Below are 17,369 nucleotides of genomic sequence, written 5' to 3' on the forward strand. Positions count from 1 at the left end.
GTAACAATTATGCAATTAAATTCAAATGAAATCAGCGATCTAATCAAAGATCGCATCTCGAAATTTAATGTGAGCACCGAAGCTCGCAACGAAGGCACTATAGTCTCGGTTCGTGACGGCATCATTACCATTAACGGCCTTGCGGATGTCATGCAGGGTGAGATGATCGAGCTTCCAGGTGGCAAATACGCTCTTGCTCTTAACCTTGACACGCACTCAGTCGGTGCCGTGGTTATGGGTCCCTACACTGACCTCTCTGAAGGTATGAAAGTCAAAGGGACAGGTCGTATCTTGGAAGTACCAGTAGGTAACGGACTTCTTGGCCGTGTAGTGAACACACTAGGTGAGCCAATCGATGGCAAAGGCCCAGTGAGTTGTGACCGACTAGACCCTGTAGAAGTAATTGCTCCCGGCGTAATCGAGCGTAAGTCCGTCGATCAGCCAATTCAAACTGGTTATAAAGCCGTTGATACCATGGTGCCTATCGGTCGTGGTCAACGTGAACTTATCATCGGTGACCGTCAGACGGGTAAAACAGCGTTAGCTATCGATGCGATCATCAATCAGAAAGATTCTGGTATCAAATGTGTGTACGTGGCTATCGGCCAGAAAGCCTCTACTATCGCAAACGTTGTTCGTAAACTCGAAGACCACGATGCGCTTAAAAATACCATCGTTGTTGTAGCATCAGCATCAGAATCAGCCGCGCTTCAATACCTAGCACCTTATGCGGGTTGCACCATGGGCGAATACTTCCGTGACCGTGGTGAAGATGCACTGATCATCTATGATGACCTATCAAAACAAGCCGTCGCTTACCGTCAAATCTCATTGCTACTGAAACGCCCACCGGGTCGTGAAGCCTTCCCTGGCGACGTATTCTACCTCCACTCTCGTCTACTAGAACGTGCTGCAAGAGTGAATGCGGAATACGTAGAGAAGTTCACGAACAGTGAAGTGAAAGGCCAAACAGGCTCACTGACAGCGCTTCCTATCATTGAAACTCAAGCGGGTGACGTATCTGCGTTTGTACCAACCAACGTAATCTCAATTACTGATGGTCAGGTTTTCCTACAAACCCAACTGTTCAACTCAGGCCTACGTCCTGCTGTTGACCCTGGTATCTCGGTATCTCGTGTGGGTGGCGCGGCGCAGTGCAAGATCATCAAGAAACTGTCTGGTGGTATCCGTACATCATTAGCTCAATACCGCGAATTAGCCGCATTTGCTCAGTTCTCTTCTGACTTAGATGACATGACGCGTAAGCAGCTTGACCATGGTGAGCGTGTAACCGAATTGATGAAGCAAAAGCAATACTCTCCGATGTCTGTCGCTGAGCAAGCAACGGTTATCTACGCAGCAGAAAAAGGCTATTTGGCTGACGTAGAGTTGAACAAAATTGCACGTTTTGAAGAAGAATTGATTGCTTACGCGAAAGGTCAAAACCCAGAGTTGTTCGACACCATCAACGCTAATGGTGACTACAACGATGAAATTGATGGCGCTCTTGCAAAGCTTCTCGGTGACTTTGTAGCGTTGAAAGCTTGGTAAACGCTCCGGTTTGTTGGCTGGAAATCAAAACAAATTAGGAGCAGATAATGGCAAATACTAAAGAAATTCGCACCAAGATAGGCAGTGTTAGTAACACTCAGAAAATCACCAGTGCAATGGAGATGGTTGCGGCAAGTAAGATGCGTAAGGTTCAAGACAATATGACGCTAACACGTCCATATGCAGAGAACATGCGCAAAGTTATCTCTCATGTCGCATCAGGGTCGCTCGAATACCAGCATCCCTACCTTCAACAGCGTGAACCAAAACGCGTTGCTTACATCATTATTTCGTCCGACCGGGGCTTATGTGGTGGCTTGAACTCGAACTTGTTCAAGAAAGTGTTAGAAGAAATGGAGCAATGGCGCACCAAGGGAGTCGAGGTAGAAACAACCTTAGTGGGATCTAAGGCTATCTCGTTCTTCCAACGCAGCGGCAATGTTATCGCGCAAACGTCAGGCCTTGGTGACGCGCCTAAATTAGAAGACATTTTAGGTACGGTTAACGCGATGCTAGGGCATTACGACGACGAAAAAATCGACAGCTTGTATCTCGTTTATAACCAGTTCATCAACACCATGGTTCAAGAACCAACGACCTTGCAGTTGCTGCCCCACCCTTCAGATTCTGAAGCCGATGGAGGCGCGAAAAAAGCACGTCGTTGGGACTACATCTATGAACAAGCACCAAGAGACATCCTCTCTGAGCTGTTACATCGATACATTGAATCGCAAGTGTATCAAGGCATCGTAGAGAGCATTGCCTGTGAGCAGGCAGCCCGAATGGTGGCCATGAAAGCGGCGACCGATAACGCAGGCCAACTCATCGATGATTTGCAGTTGGTATACAACAAAGCGCGACAGGCTGCCATTACCCAAGAACTGAGTGAAATAGTCTCAGGTGCTCAAGCTGTCTAAGGGCAGAAAAGAGTGGGTTAAGAATAGAATTTGAGGATTTAGAGATGAGTGTTGGAAAAATAGTTAAAGTTATCGGCGCGGTGGTAGACGTCGAGTTCAGCGGCGGCAACAGCCCACGCGTTTATGATGCATTGAAAGTGACGAGCGAAGAAGCAAGCTCTCTCGTATTGGAAGTTCAGCAACAACTGGGTGGCAGTATCGTTCGTTGTATTGCAATGGGTACGTCAGATGGCTTGCGCCGAGGCCTAACTGTTGAAAACACCGGTTCTCCAATCACTGTTCCTGTGGGCGAAGAAACCTTAGGCCGTATCATGAACGTTCTTGGCCAGCCTATCGATGAATGCGGTGAAATCGGTCAAAAAGAAAGCTACGAAATTCACCGTGAAGCACCCTCTTATGAAGAACAAGCAAACAGCACTGAACTTCTTGAGACCGGCGTTAAGGTTATCGACCTTATCTGTCCGTTCGCTAAGGGCGGTAAAATTGGTCTGTTCGGTGGTGCTGGCGTAGGTAAGACTGTCAACATGATGGAGCTTATCAACAACATCGCAAAAGCCCACTCAGGTCTATCTGTATTTACCGGTGTTGGTGAGCGTACTCGTGAAGGTAACGACTTCTACTACGAGATGAAAGAAGCGGGTGTACTAGACAAAGTAGCCATGGTTTACGGCCAAATGAACGAGCCACCGGGAAACCGTCTACGTGTTGCACTTACAGGCCTGACTATGGCTGAGCGCTTCCGAGATGAAGGTCGTGACGTACTGCTGTTCATTGATAACATCTACCGTTATACACTTGCGGGAACAGAAGTATCAGCACTGTTAGGCCGTATGCCTTCAGCAGTAGGTTACCAACCAACACTCGCTGAAGAGATGGGTGTGCTTCAAGAGCGTATCACCTCGACTAGACAAGGCTCTATCACGTCTATCCAAGCGGTATACGTACCTGCGGATGACTTGACTGACCCATCACCAGCAACAACCTTTGCTCACTTAGATGCGACCGTTGTACTGTCTCGTAATATCGCGGCATTGGGCCTATACCCTGCAATCGACCCATTGGATTCAACCTCTCGCCAATTAGACCCACTTGTGGTTGGCCAAGAGCACTACGACATTGCACAAAAAGTCCAAACAACGCTGCAACGCTACAAAGAGCTAAAAGACATCATCGCGATTCTTGGTATGGATGAGCTGTCTACTGAAGACAAACAGACCGTATCTCGCGCTCGTAAGATTGAACGTTTCTTAACTCAGCCTTACCACGTAGCCGAAGTGTTTACTGGTCAGAAAGGTGTATTTGTACCGCTAAGCGAAACACTAAGAGGCTTTAAAGGCCTGTTAGGCGGCGAATATGACGATATCCCAGAGCAGGCATTCTTGTACTGTGGTTCTATCGACGAAGTGCTTAACAAAGCAAAATCACTCTAAGAGGCAGGTACACCATGGCTATCGGAATTACAGATAATACATTTCAACTTAATATTGTAAGTGCGGAAGGTACGCTGTTTTCAGGTCCAGCGTATGCCCTAGCCGTTTCTGGCGCTGATGGTGAGCTGGGGATCCGCCCCGGTCACTCCCCGCTTCTCAGTAAGATCAAGCCGGGCGTCACAGTGTTTGTCACAGATCCTAAATCAGAGGGGCAAGTGCTTTATGTCTCTGGCGGGATGTTGGAAGTTCAACCGGATGTGGTAACGGTGTTAGCCGATACTGCCTTGCACGGTCAAGATATTGACCGCGCTCGCGCAGAAGAAGCGAAATATGCAGCTCTAGAAAATATCAATAAGGGCAATGTAGACATCAACTTTGCACAAGCTCAGCTTGAACTAGCAAAAGCCGTTGCTCAACTTCGTGCATCAGAACTGACGTCTTCTCGCACTCGACACTGAGAATAGAACTTAGACGTTTGACGTTTGATGCTTGGTGCTTGATGCTTGATGTGTAAATAGTCTACCCACTTAAAAACAGTTTAAGTGGGTAGACTACATCAGGAACTCTTCTCTCCCCTCCAACTTCCCCCTCCCTTTCAACCGTCCCTAATACATCCTTTTTCACCAGCGCTTACACCATTATTTCTCAGCAAAACGCGCTTGGTGCGGATCAAGTTCATGACCAAGAGGTTGTGTGAGTGAATGATAAAGCTCTGGCTTACGACCACGAATCCAACGTCTGCCCGTACACATATCTAACTCTTCTGCTTTTAGCTCTGCAATCACCATATCGTTATCAACACTATCGGTCTCAGCAATGATTTCACCGTAAGGGCTCAAGATCATCGCGTTGCCTGTCCTCACTTCGTCCATATCAACACCTACACCATTACTGAACACCACAAAGAGGCCGTTATCGTGCGCTCTTGCAGGCAGCCAACGCATTAGCCACTCGCGGCCATTCTTGCCCTGCATTTCTGCACGAATCGCATCTGGGTTTTCATCTCGGTTAAACCATAACTCAGGGTCAATTCGCTTCATCGCGTTCGGGCTTCGTGAATGACAACCGCCCGTTTGGTGTGGCGCAATCAATATATCGGCGCCTTTCAAAACAGTGATCCTGACGTTCTCAACCAAGTTGTTATCCCAACAAATCAAGATACCGACTTTGCAACCATGAGGCGTATCAAACACTGTGTATTGGTCGCCACTGCTCATATGTGGGCTAACGAAGGTGTGCAGTTTACGGTGCTTTTGTACCTCACCATTGGGCATGGCGAATACGTAGGTGTTGTATAATTCGCCATCGATGCCCTGCTCTATCAAGCCCGCGCCAACACTGATTCCAAACTGTGTTGCCAGTGCAATCAGCTTTTGAGTCGATTCACCACCCGGTACAGGTTCCGCTAACGCTTCAATCTCATCTCGCGACAAAGCAGACACATGCCAGTAGCCAGTGATGCACATCTCCGGGAAACTGACGATCTGCACGTCACTGTCCGCAGCCTTTTGAACGTATTGCTCTATAACCGATAAGTTATACGCCTTATCACCTGCGTGGTGGTTAAATTGAACCGACGCTACTTTGATGTCTTTCTTCATGGTTCGTCCTCAAACTTCGCTTTATCTGATTGGTATGAACCTAGTATAAAAAATCAATTCAATTCCATATAATGAAAGATATTCTCAATTCAATGAGTATTTGGAATGGAATTTGATCTCCTGAAGGCATTTTGTCAGCTCGCTAAATCGGGCAATTACCGTTTGGCATCAGAGCAGCTCTACATCACTCAATCGGCACTCACTAAAAAGATTCAACGACTTGAATCCAATATTGGGGCGTCTCTGTTTTCTCGTGGCAGGAATGGCGCAGAGCTCACGCACGCAGGAAAAACGTTACTGGCAGAAGCCCAACGTTTGGTTCATTCAATGCAAGCGTTTGAGCAGCTGTCAGGCTCGGTGGTAAAAGGGACTCAGGGACATTTGAACATTGCCTTTGGCGTGTCTACTTATCATGAAGCACCCAAGCTTATTGCGGCTTATAAACAACAATACTCAGACGTTCATATCACGTTAAATGACACACCTTCCAAGCAGCAGACAGATGAGTTATTGAGCCATGACCTCGATATCAGCTTCAATCGGATACCAGAATCATCGGATTTAGAAAGCCTAACACTGTTCAATGATTCGCTTGTGGTCGCGATACACCAAGATCTTCTCAAGCAAGCGCCAAACAAAAATCTCGTCGTCTCTGAGTTATCGAAATGGCCTTATCTAAAGCTCGCCCAACATCGCGGTCCCGGATTAGACAGACAGATTCAACAATATTGTCTTGCCAATAAAATCGACTTATCAAAGACGCAAGAAGCCGATGATATCCTCACCCTGCTTGCCTTGGTTTCTGCCAATATCGGCTTCACCATTGTTCCTAGCAGTGCGCAGTTCATTAGCAATACCGATGTGGAATTCATTACTTTAGAAGGTGAATACGCCACTTGGCCTGTCGGATTGATCTGGAATGGAGAGAGTGAAAACCCACTTAGAGATAAGTTTGTAGAGTTTGTGGCTCATCAAAAATAAAATTAGGTCAGGACCTAATTTACACCTACAAAAAAGGCTCACTAAATAGTGAGTCTTTTGATATCTGTTTAACGTAAAACCTGGGTATAACGGTGCTTACGTTTCAAAGTAATAACTTAGAAGAACTCAATCGAATTACGGCCGCTTTTGTCGTCACGTGTTGGCTTCGGCGTATCCGCTTTCTTTTTCGGTTTGTTTTCTTTCTTCTTCTCTTTTTTCTCTTTCTTTGGTTCAGCCGTTGCGCTTAGCATTTCTGCTTTGCTTTTCTTAGATTCTTTCTTCTTAGAATCCTTTTTAGACTGACCTTTCTTCGCCTTGTTATCTTTTTTAGGCGCTTCTTTCTTTTTCGGCTTTTCTGATTCTTCTTGTACTGGCTGATCGCACACCACTACATAGTACTCTTGGTTGAATTCAAAGAAGTCGCCATCGTACATTTTACGACGTTTACGAGTTTCTAATTCACCATTTACCGCTACGTAGCCTTCAGAGATGATGTGTTTAGCTTCTCCGCCACCACTCACTAGGTTAGCAATTTTAAACACTTTGTAGAGCTCGATTGGCTGTGATGAAACATCAATACCAATTGCTTCAATTTCAATCTCTTCGCCTTCTTCGCCCAGCTCTTGGCCTTCGTAATCAGCGTCTTCGTAATGTTCTTGGTCCATGGTGACCTCTACCTAAATATGTACTTCTGAAATATTGGGCGCAGTGTAATCTTAAAACAACAAAATGACCATGTTGAATTATGGTTCAAGCATCGAGTTCACTGGATTAAAGCTATCTTTAGCGCCATAAAACAAAAGAAGAGAACTAACATCATTAGCTCTCTTCTTATTTAAACCATAGCTTAGTTACCGCTTGTTAGGACGCTAAACCATAGATAGTTAAACCATGGCTAGTTGAACCATAGATAGCTCACCCTAGTGCGTTAAAAGAACCACTTCACGCCGACTTCTGCTTTTAGCTCGTAGTCACCTTCTAGCGTAACGCCCGTTGGCAGAGTCACATCTGCAGATGCGTATTGGAGCTTCGTCATTAGCCACTGAGTTCGGTCTTCCTTAATAGGAGCATTCATCATGATGTTGAAAGACGTCGACTCAAGTTCAACTGTGTCGCCAGAAACGTTCATGTATTCAGGCCATGCTTGAACAAACGCGCCAGAATCTCCCATTGGGATAGTAGCAAACAGGTTTAGCATGTAGCCGTCTGCCGTTTCACCAAACACTTCACCAATGGTGTAGTTTACGTTTGGAAACAGCATTGCACCGCCGGTATAAGCAGGGTTAATCAAGCCAATAGCACCGACAGACATCAAGGTATTGTCATCCAAACCCAGTGCCGAGTTCTTAGTGTGGATGAAGTCCGCCATGAAGCCAACACGTGGCATCAATGAACTATCAATTGCTGACACTTGGAAATATTGAGCTCGGCTACCAAGGTAGTCAACGCCCATTGAATCTTTGCCCGGCTTAGCATCTGAGTCGCCAAAGTTGCCTTCGATAAAGCCACCGAACTGAGTCGTTTCAGACCATGACCCAGTTAGCATTGAAGACAAACGGATATCAGCGTCAGAAGTAACAAAAAAAGCAGCTTGTGTATAAACGCGAGTTAGATCCGATGGATCAATCACTTGGCTTTCTTCTTCATTCGCCAAAGCAGTACCAGACATTGCAGCTAACATTGAAGCGGTCAATAATAGTTTTTTCATGTGTAAACCTTATTCTCATTGGAGCCATAGCCGCTTCCGTACTCACATGGCTCAGATTTAAAAACGGGTCAGAGAAATACTCCCTGCCTCCCTCAATTATTAGACGGTAAAAACAATCTTTAAAATTCATAACGAGGGGTAAAAACCATCAATAAAGCAGCAACACACCTTTGCCGTCACTTTATTGAGGCTATGAGTTACTGTTGTTTCGTTTTAAGCTTTTCACGGAGTGTTTGGAAAATGGCATAGAAGCCCGGAGTCATCATCGAACCGACCACCAACACCATCAACATGCCACCCAGCAATGCCAATCCAGTCGTGTTCTGAGAGATAGCCCCTGCACCATTGGCAAACACCAAAGGCAAGATGCCAAGGATGAATGACCATGACGTCATGTTTACGGCTCTAAAACGCATCTTGCCGCCTTGGATAGCTGCCTCTTCGATACTTAAACCTTGAGTCTCACGCTTCAGCTTTGAGAATTCGACCATCAAAATCGCGTTCTTAGCTGCTAGGGAAATCAATAGAATCAAGCCAATTTGACCGTAGATAGACAAGGCCTGCCCACCCGCTAATAACGCCGCGAAAGTACCCACAGCAGCGGTTGGAGCCACAATAATGATCGCAGCAGGCAGAGCCCATGATTCGTACTGAGCTACAAGGAATAAGTAGATGAATACCAGAGCTAAAACCAGAGCGATTTGAGCCGTGTTCCCCGCCAACTTCTCTTGATAAGCCATGTTCGTCCACTCATAGGTGTAACCCTGAGTGAGAACTTCCTCGGCGATACGCTCCATTGCGTCAATCGCCTCACCAGATGAGTAACCTGGAGCTGGATTTAGCTGTAAACGTGCCGCAGGTAACATGTTGTAGCTTGTAACTAGGTCAGGTTCTAATGTCGGTTCGATCGTTGCGACAGCAGACAGCGGAACTTGTTCGCCAAGCGCCGACGGGACATGTATGCGTAGCACATCAGATAGATCATTTCGTTGTTCCCCTTTAGCTTGAACAAAAACTCGGTAGCTTCTTCCGTTTAGGGCAAAGTCATTAACATATGAAGACGCCAGATGTGTCGCCATCGCATCGTTAATTGCACTGAGTGGTACGCCTAACTGACGCGCTTTCTCGCGATCAATTTCGACGTTGTAATGTGGAACATTGGCACGATAAGTCGTCATCGCATTAGTGATTTCTGGCGCTTGATTAGCCGCTGCCATCATCGCGTAAGTCACTTGCGCGAGTTCTTGAGCAGTGCGGCCAGACGTGTCTTGCACCATAAACTCAAGTGCATCACCGATACCAATACCTGGAATAGGTGGTAGACCCATAGCGATGCTCATCGACTTATCAATGCCATACAATTGCATGTTGATGCGCTGGGCAACCGCAGCTTGTGTATGGTCGCCATCCATTGCAAGACGCTCATCCCAGTCTTTCAAATTAACAAACATGGTCGCTGAGTTAGCGGCAACACCACCGGTCAGAGCATTGAAGCCAATTGCACCTGCGAAATCTTCAATTGCTGGGTCTTGGTTTAATACCGCTTCAGCTTGACGAATCAAGTCATGAGTACGCTCTTTCGATGCGTTATCAGGCAAGAACATCGCGAGCGCCAACACGCCTTTGTCTTCAGCTGGAACAAATGCCGTCGGTAGCTTGTCATTCATCGCCACCATGGCAGCAATAGCCACTGCGAACGAAACCAAAAGCACTGCTGATTTGCGCACCAATAAAGAGACTGCTTTGCCATACGCGTTTGTTACTTTGTCGAACATTGCATTGAATGCCACAAACCACTTAGCAGGCTTAGGGTTACGCTTCATAACCATTGCACATAATGCAGGTGACAGCGTGAGTGCATTGATAGCGGATAGCACCAAAGCAATACAGATGGTGATAGAGAACTGAGCAAACATCAGCCCCGTGATGCCTGGAAGCAATGCCACAGGAATAAACACCGCAAGCATGACTAATGTCGATGCGACAATCGGGCCGGTGACTTCTTTCATAGCTCGATTGGTGGCTTCTTTGGCATCAATGGTTTGGTTTTCATTGAGAATGCGTTCTACGTTCTCAACCACCAAAATGGCATTGTCCACCACGATACCAATCGCCAGAATCAAGCCAAATAAGGTAACGGTATTGATACTAAAGCCACCCAATTGCATGAAAGCAAAAGTACCAATCAAAGACACAGGAATCGCAATCACAGGTGCAAGTGTTGTTCTGACATTACCCAAGAACAGGTAAGTCACCGCAATCACAAGCCCGACAGCAACAATTAAGGTTTCGACGATGCTGCGAATAGACGCTTCAACCGATAAGGTGGTGTCGTATGGGATCGCGTAAGTCATACCGGCTGGCATGATGCTTTCAATGTCTTTCAGTACCGATTTAACCGCAGCGCCTGTTTCCAAAGCGTTGGCATCTGGGTTAGCCTGCATTGCGACTAGAGCAGCATCTCCGCCATTGTAGGTTGCGTAGGCATCATAGAATTGGCTACCAATCTCTACGTTTGATACATCTTTCAGGTAGATTTGATTGCCGTCTGCTAAGGTTTTTACAATAATTTGTTCAAACTCTTCTGCACTCGACAGTCGACCTTGAGTGATCAAGTTAAACTGCAATGCGGCATTTTCACGACTTGGACCTTGGCCAATTCGCCCTGCTGGCACTACTGCATTTTGTTCACGAATCGCGTTCTTCACATCAAATGTTGTCACACCCAGTGACGCCATGCGGTCCATATCGAGCCACACGCGCATACCATAGGTCGCACCAATCAAATCGCTGCTTGCTAAGCCAGAGATACGAGCGATACGCTCCATGAAGTTTGCTTCGACCCAGCTGTTAAGCTCTAGCTCTGACATCGATTGATCTTCAGAGTAGAAAGCAATCGCGAGCAAGTCATCCGGCGCGGCTTTACGAATACGCACACCACGAGCACGAACTTCAAACGGCAGCATGTTTTCAGCAACGGCGACGCGGTTAGATACGTTAACCATCGCCATATCCGCATCAACGCTGTTATCAAAGGTAATGTTTAAGAAGTAACGGCCATCGTTGGTTGAACGCGACTGCATGTAAACCATGCCATCTACACCGTTCACTTCCTCTTCAATTGGATTACCAATCACCTCTTTTACGGTTTCAGCACTGGCACCCGGCATGAACGCGACGACACGAACTTGCGGAGGCGTCACGCTTGGGTACTCTGAAATCGGCATGGTTTTAATCGCAATCAAACCAATCAAGGTCAGGAAGATCGAGATAACAAACGCAAATTTCGGTCGGTCGATAAAAAATTTACTGATCATAATCTATTACTCCGCAACTGAAACAGGAGCACCAGGACGAATACGTTGCAGTCCGCCAACAATCACTGGTTCACCGGCGTCCAAGCCATTTGCGACGAAAACATCTTGTCCAATTCGATCACCTACAACGACATCACGACGTACCGCGTTGCCTTCTTCGATGGTAAGTACATATTGAGCGAGCTGATCTTGATGGATCGCTTTATGAGGAATTTGCACGCCGCTTAACGGTTCTGCACTCGTTAGACCAACACGAACAAATTGATTTGGCAGCAGACCCGCTTCGCTGTTATCAAAAGAGGCAGAAATCGTCACCGTACCGCTGGCTGCATTCACTTTGTTATCAACAAAAGCGATGTTGCCTTGGTAGTCCGTCAATTGACCATCACGCTCAAGCAATACTGATGTTGCTTGCTTACCTTGAAGCTGATATTGACTCAGTTCGCTTTCTTTAATCGAGAAAGTGGCATCGATCGGATCCATCTTGATCAGGTCAATCAATGGGCCAAAGTTAGGGCCTACCATGTCACCGATAGAGAAGTTACTTTTCCCTAACTGACCTGAATACGGTGCTTTAACTTGGGTTTGGTCTAAGTTGTCTTGCTGAACTCTTACGTTTGCTCGCGCAGATACCACTCGAGATCTCGCCATCTCTAGCTCCGCAATACTCAAATCAAGCTGCGACTGTGAAATACCGCCCGACTTCAACATCTGAGTGGTTCTTTCATGGTTTAGCTGAGTCAAGCTCATTGCCGATTGCGCTTCAGATAAGGTTGCTTTTGCCGCATCAAATGCCGCTTGGTATGACGTTGGGTCAATTTCAAAAAGCACAGCGCCCGCTTCGACAAAGGCACCGTCATCAAAGAGTTTATTTAACAAGAAACCACTGGTTCTTGGTGTCAGTTGAGCAGACTCAACCGCCTCCATTCTTCCTACATGGTATTGGATTGGCGAATGCGCCATTTCCTCGGCAAGTACCACCGTTACAGGTGTACTAGGCACTGGAGCAGCGGTTTGCTCCGTAGGTTGTGAATTACCACCACAGCCTGCAAGTAAGATACTTGCGGTTAATAACGTTATTGTTTTTTTCATCGTGTGTTCTCTACAAATACGTCGATACATTGAGTGACCGCATCCTTGATTCAATCTGAGCTTCAACCTCAGGTGCCATCACATTTGATCTATTTTCTATTCGGCGTTGACGCCATGATTTCGAGCGAGCGCTTTAACCAGCTTTTTCGACTAGCGTTTCAAACCAGCGTTAATCGCACTGATGTCTTCAGGTAAAAGCTCGCCACCCAAGAACTTGAGCTGCAGTGACACCAAAATGAAATCAATTTGCGCTTCAGTCAGGTCTTGCTTCGCCGCATAGAGCTGACGAGTTCCGTTCAGCACATCGACAATCGTTCTGCTGCCAATTTCAAAACCTTGTTGAGTCGCAACAAGTGAACGTTCGGCAGAATGAACAGAGTTGGCATAGGCTTGCTGAGCACTAATAAGGGCATTGAGGTCTTTTTCTGCACCGCGGATTTGACGCGTTACGCTTCTCCAAGATTGCTCTTGAAGCTGAAGGGCTTGTTGGTATTGAACCTTGGCTTGTTGTACTTCGTTGCTGGTTGCCCCGCCTCGGTAAACAGGCAAGGTCATTGCTACACCTGCAAACACAGTTGAGTTGTCATCAATGCTATTAAACTGTTGTTTTGACTGACCCATCTCGGTTCTACGAATCTCGCTCGCAAACGTATACCGGTACTCAGCAACCAAGCCTAACGACGGTTGATGTCCAGCTTGCGCAAGTTCAATCTGCTGCTTGCTTAGCTCAACCAGCTGTTTCTGAATTTGCATCTCAGGGTTAAATTGCTGGGCTTTTTCCTGCCATGTCAGCGCATTTTCCGGCGTTGGGATATTTGCGTCGTAACGGTCCGTATTCAGTGGATAAACCGACGAAAACTCATTGCCAGACAGCTCGTAAAGCGCGTCCAATGATTTCTCAACTTCGTTTTCAGCCACAATCACCGATGCAGAAACTAAATCGAACTGAGCGCGCGCATCAATCACGTCATTTTCCGGAATCATCCCCAATGAAAATTGACGTTCGGTTTGCTTAAGTTGCTCTTCGATCGCTTCTTGTGTCGCTTTGGTTTGCTTTAACGACTCTTGCGCTTTAAGGGCATTGAAATAACCCACCACGACTTGTAAAGCGAGGCTCTCTAACGCGACTTGGTGTGAGACTTGGCTGAGCTCAACCTGCTGATTACTTAGCTCATTTGCCGCGTTCAGTTCCGCGTTATAAAGATTTTGCCCAACAGAAATAGACGCTTGCGCCGCGTTGGTGTCTATCTCGTTGAGTGTGGTGTAGCTGTTACGAAGCACACCATACGCAAGGTTTGCATCAACCTGAGGTAAATACGCGGCACCTACTTTGTCTGCACCATAGGTCGCACTATCAATGGCTAGTGCTGCACTTTTTAACGCAGGGTTATTGTCGAGAGACTGCTGATACAGCTCGCTTAAGCTGACACTTTCAGCCAATGCTCCGTAGCTCGTTAATGCTCCGGCCACCAGCACAGCTAACGCCGAGATCTTCATAGAAGATCTCGGCGTTCTGCGATTAACGGCAACCGAACTTGTAAGCATTGAAGTTTGTTTTTTCATGGAATGACCCACCAACACATCAAATGGATGAACGGACTTGCGCCCTTTTGAGTCAAGTTTTGCGATTTAGGGCGTTGAGCTGTAGCGCCGTCGGAATCAAACTTGTTCTAAGTCATGATTTACTGGCAAATACCGAGGGTTTTGTGTCGGGTTCCACATAGAATTTGGATTTAATTAATTACTTATTAAATAGATTTAAATCAAAATTAGTCATAAAACCCACTGATAGAATCACCTCATTACCTATTCACTGAGTTAATCTCGTAAATGTCCGATTTGATTTGCACTCGTGGCTACATCACTTGGTTTCACCTAGAAAACGGGTTTGGTTTTGCTAAACCTGATCACGGTGATATTGATGTACTCATTCACATCAGTGTCATTGAATTTGATGGTGAAATTAACGTAGAGGAAGGTCAGCGAGTTTATATGGAGCTTGAGGAAGTAAAAGGTAAGCCTCACTGGAATGCCGTCAAAGTGCTACCTCTGGCAAAACCATTCTCCGCATTTGAGTCAGTATGATGAAGACTCATCAACGAGGTCGTCCTACGCTGTCGCCAGTTGTGAAGCTTGCTAAACACGTTGTAAAAGACTATCAAGATTACGTGAGCCTTAACCTTCGTTACCAAGCTCAGTTTCGTCAACACTACCCAGACCACAACGCAGAGCAGTTGGCTCTCATTAACGCCGACATCATCAGCGCCTCCGAGGAGTATAAGATTTGGAGCAGCATTGATAACCTAATGCTGTCTGCGCAACGTCATTCTGATCCGATCAAGCAATGGCAAAGCACCCAAGAGAAGGTATTAGGTAATGTGCAGCAACTTATTAGCCTGTACCAGCTTCGGATTAGATCGCTTCCTGCGCAGCCAAGGTCAATACTTGTGTGTGATTTCGCGGATCAGCTTTGGCTCCATGAGCAAGCTGTCACGCAAAAAGGAATATCACAAAAGGGAATATCTCAAACGGTAATCTCGCAAACGTTAGTTTCGCAAACAGTGGCCTCTTGGCTCGAAAGTACATTAGTTAAGGCGACTGGCTTTCAACAAGATGATTGGTTCTATACCGTCACTGAAAGCTTCAAATCAAGCATCAGAGAGCTTAACGGAGCTTTATTGAATGGTTCAGAAAGTCTCAATCATTTCTGGAGTGACGACACTTCGTTTGTGCTTGAGCGCATCAAGCATCAACGAAAGATCATTCGCTTACTGATGCTGCATATTATTGACAACAAAATAGATTCATTGCTGCTAAGGCAAGCACAAAGCAGCGCGGGCAGACCAGCACTCCCCTTGCCTGTGCAATTAATGCGACAAGAGCAAGCGCTTCAAGATACGTACCTCGAATACAGAAAGGTGTGTCATGCACACAACCAAGCAGCATTAAGCATCGAAACACTGGCCGCCAAGGCGCTCGAAAAAAACAGCAAAGCAACAACCCAAACAAAAGCCGGTAGAAAACCGATGAGCGAACTGCAAAAACTCGTCAATCAGAGCCTAGTATTAGAAGATCAGATACTGTGCCAAGAACATCAGCTTAATGAGCGCACCATCGATTGTTCAAAATTAAAATCTAACCAAAGTAGCGATGGTGAAAGTGGCTCGGCAATAGATAAACCCGTTAAGAAAGGACGCCCAACACTCTCACCTCAAGACCAAATAGCTCGATTAAAAGCCAAACTCGACAACATAAATCAAGCCATTGAACAGTTGAAATCAAAAACTAACTCAGCGACCGCTGATACGATAGTGAGAAATATTTTTCAGTATCAAAGCCTTTGGCTGACCAATAAAATAGCGCACGCTGATCGCATATTAGCGAAACAAGAGAGTCCACTTGAGCTTGCTCGGCGTCGCAAGTGGGCTCAAAAGTTACTGACGATACGATCCACCTTAAGTAAGATTTAGACTTAACCTTGAGTGAGCTACGATGAGTTTCTACCTATTAAATCAAAATCTGCTTTTTAACAGTCAAAGCGGAAAGCTGTTAAACCTGACGTCTTTGCAAGAGACGCAACTGCGTTCCAATGAGTGGAAGTTGCTGTCACTTTTCATTGAACATTCAGGTTCTGACCTCACATCATCATTTATTCTTGAGGCCATTTGGGAAAGTACGCGTGCAAAATCGAGTGTCGCCACCGCGGTAAAAAACTTGCGTGCCCAACTGGGAGATTCGAGCGAACAACCAAAGTTCATCCAAACTCAAGTGATGAAGGGCTACGCCTACATCGGAGAAACTCAAGCGCTCACTGAAACAGAATACCAATCATTGATTGCTCGCCACGCTTCGTTATGGTCAAAAACAGCAAACTGGGTTCAACATAACAAAACCTTTTTTATTCATAACCTTATCAGGTTCGCATGTGTTCTTTTTATCGGCTGGAACTTAGTCGGCTTATACCATAACGGCGCATTCAGTCGCCTAATCGCAGAGCCGACCATAGCGCCACCTATCCCGATGTTGATCCATCAAAACGCTGAGACGCCAAGTGATCAAGACATTCAAATCTGCCAATCGCTACTGATTGAAGCTCAACAGAGTGCACTCTTCGATACTTTACCCTTTCATCGTGAAAGCTCTGCCCCGTCACTGCCGAGATTGTTTTGGCGAGATCACAATAAGGAGGTGCTTGTATGTCATCTATCACCACTAAAATAATCACAAGCGGTTTCATTATTGTGGCGCTGATTTCTTACGTCATCAAAGACATCTACATTTCTCAATACAGCCCAGAATCGGTGTTTGTCGATCAGTATTGGTCGTATAAGCACAGAAGATACCCAGGTCAATTTGGTTACTTGGCTCAGTTATGGGATATACGCGTCGTCGAGACAGAATCTGAAGTCTTCATGACTAAGGACAAGTCTTATCACGCCATGCACTTCAATTTTTTCGCCCCATCAGGTTCCGTTGCTCAGGTGACGGTGAAGTTCGACACTGAGTGGCAACGCTTTGAAAACAACCATATCCAGTTTGATGTGATTGCAGACTCAATTCGTTTAGAAGAAGCATCAAGGAAAATTGATCAAGTTAAATTCCACGCTTTCTCAAGAGATATAATCCTCCGTATGTTCTCAACGCCAAGAAAAATCATCTCTGTATCGTCACATGAAATCATCACTGAATTGCCGTATATAGGTTTGGTAAGGCAGATAAAAATAGACACACCGCATTTGCTTGAAGCGCGTTAATCGAACTCGAAAAATAAA

General features: G+C 46.1%; 15 protein-coding genes. 9 read left to right on the forward strand and 6 right to left on the reverse strand.

The features are described 5' to 3' along the window. Positions 1 to 9: 9 nt before the first annotated feature. The 4 genes from atpA to AB4513_RS01685 are packed head-to-tail and all read left to right on the forward strand — an operon-like array spanning position 10 to position 4,356. Complete coding sequence (gene atpA / locus AB4513_RS01670) at positions 10 to 1,551, forward strand: F0F1 ATP synthase subunit alpha (protein ID WP_102257616.1); 1,542 nt, start codon at positions 10 to 12, stop codon at positions 1,549 to 1,551. Positions 1,552 to 1,598: 47 nt separating this feature from the next. Next, a complete protein-coding gene (gene atpG / locus AB4513_RS01675; RefSeq protein WP_009844931.1) occupies positions 1,599 to 2,468 on the forward strand; it encodes a F0F1 ATP synthase subunit gamma in 870 nt (289 codons plus the stop codon). A gap of 44 nt (positions 2,469 to 2,512) precedes the next feature. Then, the gene (gene atpD / locus AB4513_RS01680) at positions 2,513 to 3,898 is read left to right on the forward strand and encodes a F0F1 ATP synthase subunit beta (protein WP_004730394.1); all 1,386 of its coding nucleotides are present in this window, start codon (positions 2,513 to 2,515) and stop codon (positions 3,896 to 3,898) included. A 14-nt stretch (positions 3,899 to 3,912) separates the two neighbouring features. Continuing rightward, positions 3,913 to 4,356 (forward strand): F0F1 ATP synthase subunit epsilon, encoded by a 444-nt coding sequence (locus AB4513_RS01685; RefSeq protein ID WP_004730391.1) that lies wholly within the window; start codon positions 3,913 to 3,915, stop codon positions 4,354 to 4,356. Positions 4,357 to 4,536: 180 nt separating this feature from the next. On the opposite strand, the gene AB4513_RS01690 is transcribed toward AB4513_RS01685, so the two are convergent. Then, complete coding sequence (locus tag AB4513_RS01690; RefSeq protein WP_009844930.1) at positions 4,537 to 5,499, reverse strand: nitrilase family protein; 963 nt, start codon at positions 5,497 to 5,499, stop codon at positions 4,537 to 4,539. A 105-nt stretch (positions 5,500 to 5,604) separates the two neighbouring features. On the opposite strand from AB4513_RS01690, the gene AB4513_RS01695 reads away from it, so the two are divergent. Then, entirely contained in the window at positions 5,605 to 6,480 is an 876-nt protein-coding gene (locus AB4513_RS01695) for a LysR family transcriptional regulator (RefSeq protein ID WP_009844929.1), read from the forward strand. A gap of 116 nt (positions 6,481 to 6,596) precedes the next feature. Here AB4513_RS01695 and AB4513_RS01700 read toward each other — a convergent pair whose 3' ends face one another. From AB4513_RS01700 to AB4513_RS01720, 5 genes are all read right to left on the reverse strand, one after another. After that, positions 6,597 to 7,145, reverse strand: coding sequence for an RNA-binding S4 domain-containing protein (locus tag AB4513_RS01700; RefSeq protein WP_009844928.1), 549 nt, complete (start codon positions 7,143 to 7,145; stop codon positions 6,597 to 6,599). 263 nt (positions 7,146 to 7,408) lie between these two features. Beyond that, entirely contained in the window at positions 7,409 to 8,188 is a 780-nt protein-coding gene (locus tag AB4513_RS01705) for a hypothetical protein (protein ID WP_009844927.1), read from the reverse strand. Positions 8,189 to 8,385: 197 nt separating this feature from the next. Further along, positions 8,386 to 11,505: an efflux RND transporter permease subunit gene (locus AB4513_RS01710; protein WP_009844926.1), complete on the reverse strand. Its 3,120-nt coding sequence runs from the start codon at positions 11,503 to 11,505 to the stop codon at positions 8,386 to 8,388. Positions 11,506 to 11,511: 6 nt separating this feature from the next. Then, the gene (locus tag AB4513_RS01715; protein WP_009844925.1) at positions 11,512 to 12,597 is read right to left on the reverse strand and encodes an efflux RND transporter periplasmic adaptor subunit; all 1,086 of its coding nucleotides are present in this window, start codon (positions 12,595 to 12,597) and stop codon (positions 11,512 to 11,514) included. 150 nt (positions 12,598 to 12,747) lie between these two features. Beyond that, positions 12,748 to 14,160, reverse strand: a complete 1,413-nt coding sequence (locus AB4513_RS01720; RefSeq protein WP_009844924.1) for a TolC family outer membrane protein — start codon at positions 14,158 to 14,160, stop codon at positions 12,748 to 12,750. A gap of 267 nt (positions 14,161 to 14,427) precedes the next feature. On the opposite strand from AB4513_RS01720, the gene AB4513_RS01725 reads away from it, so the two are divergent. From AB4513_RS01725 to AB4513_RS01740, 4 genes are read left to right on the forward strand one after another with little or no spacing between them, the layout of a single operon-like run. Beyond that, on the forward strand, positions 14,428 to 14,682 hold the full coding sequence (locus AB4513_RS01725; protein ID WP_009844923.1) for a cold shock domain-containing protein: 255 nt from the start codon (positions 14,428 to 14,430) through the stop codon (positions 14,680 to 14,682). Further along, positions 14,679 to 16,067 (forward strand): hypothetical protein, encoded by a 1,389-nt coding sequence (locus AB4513_RS01730; RefSeq protein ID WP_032555004.1) that lies wholly within the window; start codon positions 14,679 to 14,681, stop codon positions 16,065 to 16,067. The genes AB4513_RS01725 and AB4513_RS01730 overlap by 4 nt, the downstream gene beginning before the upstream one ends. A 22-nt stretch (positions 16,068 to 16,089) precedes the next feature. Next, on the forward strand, positions 16,090 to 16,818 hold the full coding sequence (locus AB4513_RS01735) for a helix-turn-helix domain-containing protein (protein ID WP_009844921.1): 729 nt from the start codon (positions 16,090 to 16,092) through the stop codon (positions 16,816 to 16,818). Next, on the forward strand, positions 16,794 to 17,351 hold the full coding sequence (locus tag AB4513_RS01740) for a hypothetical protein (protein ID WP_009844920.1): 558 nt from the start codon (positions 16,794 to 16,796) through the stop codon (positions 17,349 to 17,351). The genes AB4513_RS01735 and AB4513_RS01740 overlap by 25 nt, the downstream gene beginning before the upstream one ends. Positions 17,352 to 17,369: the final 18 nt, after the last annotated feature.

Source organism: Vibrio sp. 10N.222.54.E6 (assembly GCF_041473955.1).
GTDB classification, from domain to species: domain Bacteria; phylum Pseudomonadota; class Gammaproteobacteria; order Enterobacterales; family Vibrionaceae; genus Vibrio; species Vibrio tasmaniensis_A.

Excerpts from the sequence above, each read along its gene's own strand:
- AB4513_RS01725 (WP_009844923.1), top strand. The coding sequence starts at position 14,428 with ATGTCCGATTTGATTTGCACTCGTGGCTACATCACTTGGTTTCACCTA.
- AB4513_RS01695 (WP_009844929.1), top strand. The coding sequence starts at position 5,605 with ATGGAATTTGATCTCCTGAAGGCATTTTGTCAGCTCGCTAAATCGGGC.
- atpD (WP_004730394.1), top strand. The coding sequence starts at position 2,513 with ATGAGTGTTGGAAAAATAGTTAAAGTTATCGGCGCGGTGGTAGACGTC.
- AB4513_RS01730 (WP_032555004.1), top strand. The coding sequence starts at position 14,679 with ATGATGAAGACTCATCAACGAGGTCGTCCTACGCTGTCGCCAGTTGTG.
- AB4513_RS01685 (WP_004730391.1), top strand. The coding sequence starts at position 3,913 with ATGGCTATCGGAATTACAGATAATACATTTCAACTTAATATTGTAAGT.
- AB4513_RS01740 (WP_009844920.1), top strand. The coding sequence starts at position 16,794 with ATGTCATCTATCACCACTAAAATAATCACAAGCGGTTTCATTATTGTG.
- AB4513_RS01720 (WP_009844924.1), bottom strand. The coding sequence starts at position 14,160 with ATGAAAAAACAAACTTCAATGCTTACAAGTTCGGTTGCCGTTAATCGC.
- AB4513_RS01700 (WP_009844928.1), bottom strand. The coding sequence starts at position 7,145 with ATGGACCAAGAACATTACGAAGACGCTGATTACGAAGGCCAAGAGCTG.
- atpA (WP_102257616.1), top strand. The coding sequence starts at position 10 with ATGCAATTAAATTCAAATGAAATCAGCGATCTAATCAAAGATCGCATC.
- AB4513_RS01715 (WP_009844925.1), bottom strand. The coding sequence starts at position 12,597 with ATGAAAAAAACAATAACGTTATTAACCGCAAGTATCTTACTTGCAGGC.
- AB4513_RS01735 (WP_009844921.1), top strand. The coding sequence starts at position 16,090 with ATGAGTTTCTACCTATTAAATCAAAATCTGCTTTTTAACAGTCAAAGC.
- AB4513_RS01690 (WP_009844930.1), bottom strand. The coding sequence starts at position 5,499 with ATGAAGAAAGACATCAAAGTAGCGTCGGTTCAATTTAACCACCACGCA.
- AB4513_RS01710 (WP_009844926.1), bottom strand. The coding sequence starts at position 11,505 with ATGATCAGTAAATTTTTTATCGACCGACCGAAATTTGCGTTTGTTATC.
- AB4513_RS01705 (WP_009844927.1), bottom strand. The coding sequence starts at position 8,188 with ATGAAAAAACTATTATTGACCGCTTCAATGTTAGCTGCAATGTCTGGT.
- atpG (WP_009844931.1), top strand. The coding sequence starts at position 1,599 with ATGGCAAATACTAAAGAAATTCGCACCAAGATAGGCAGTGTTAGTAAC.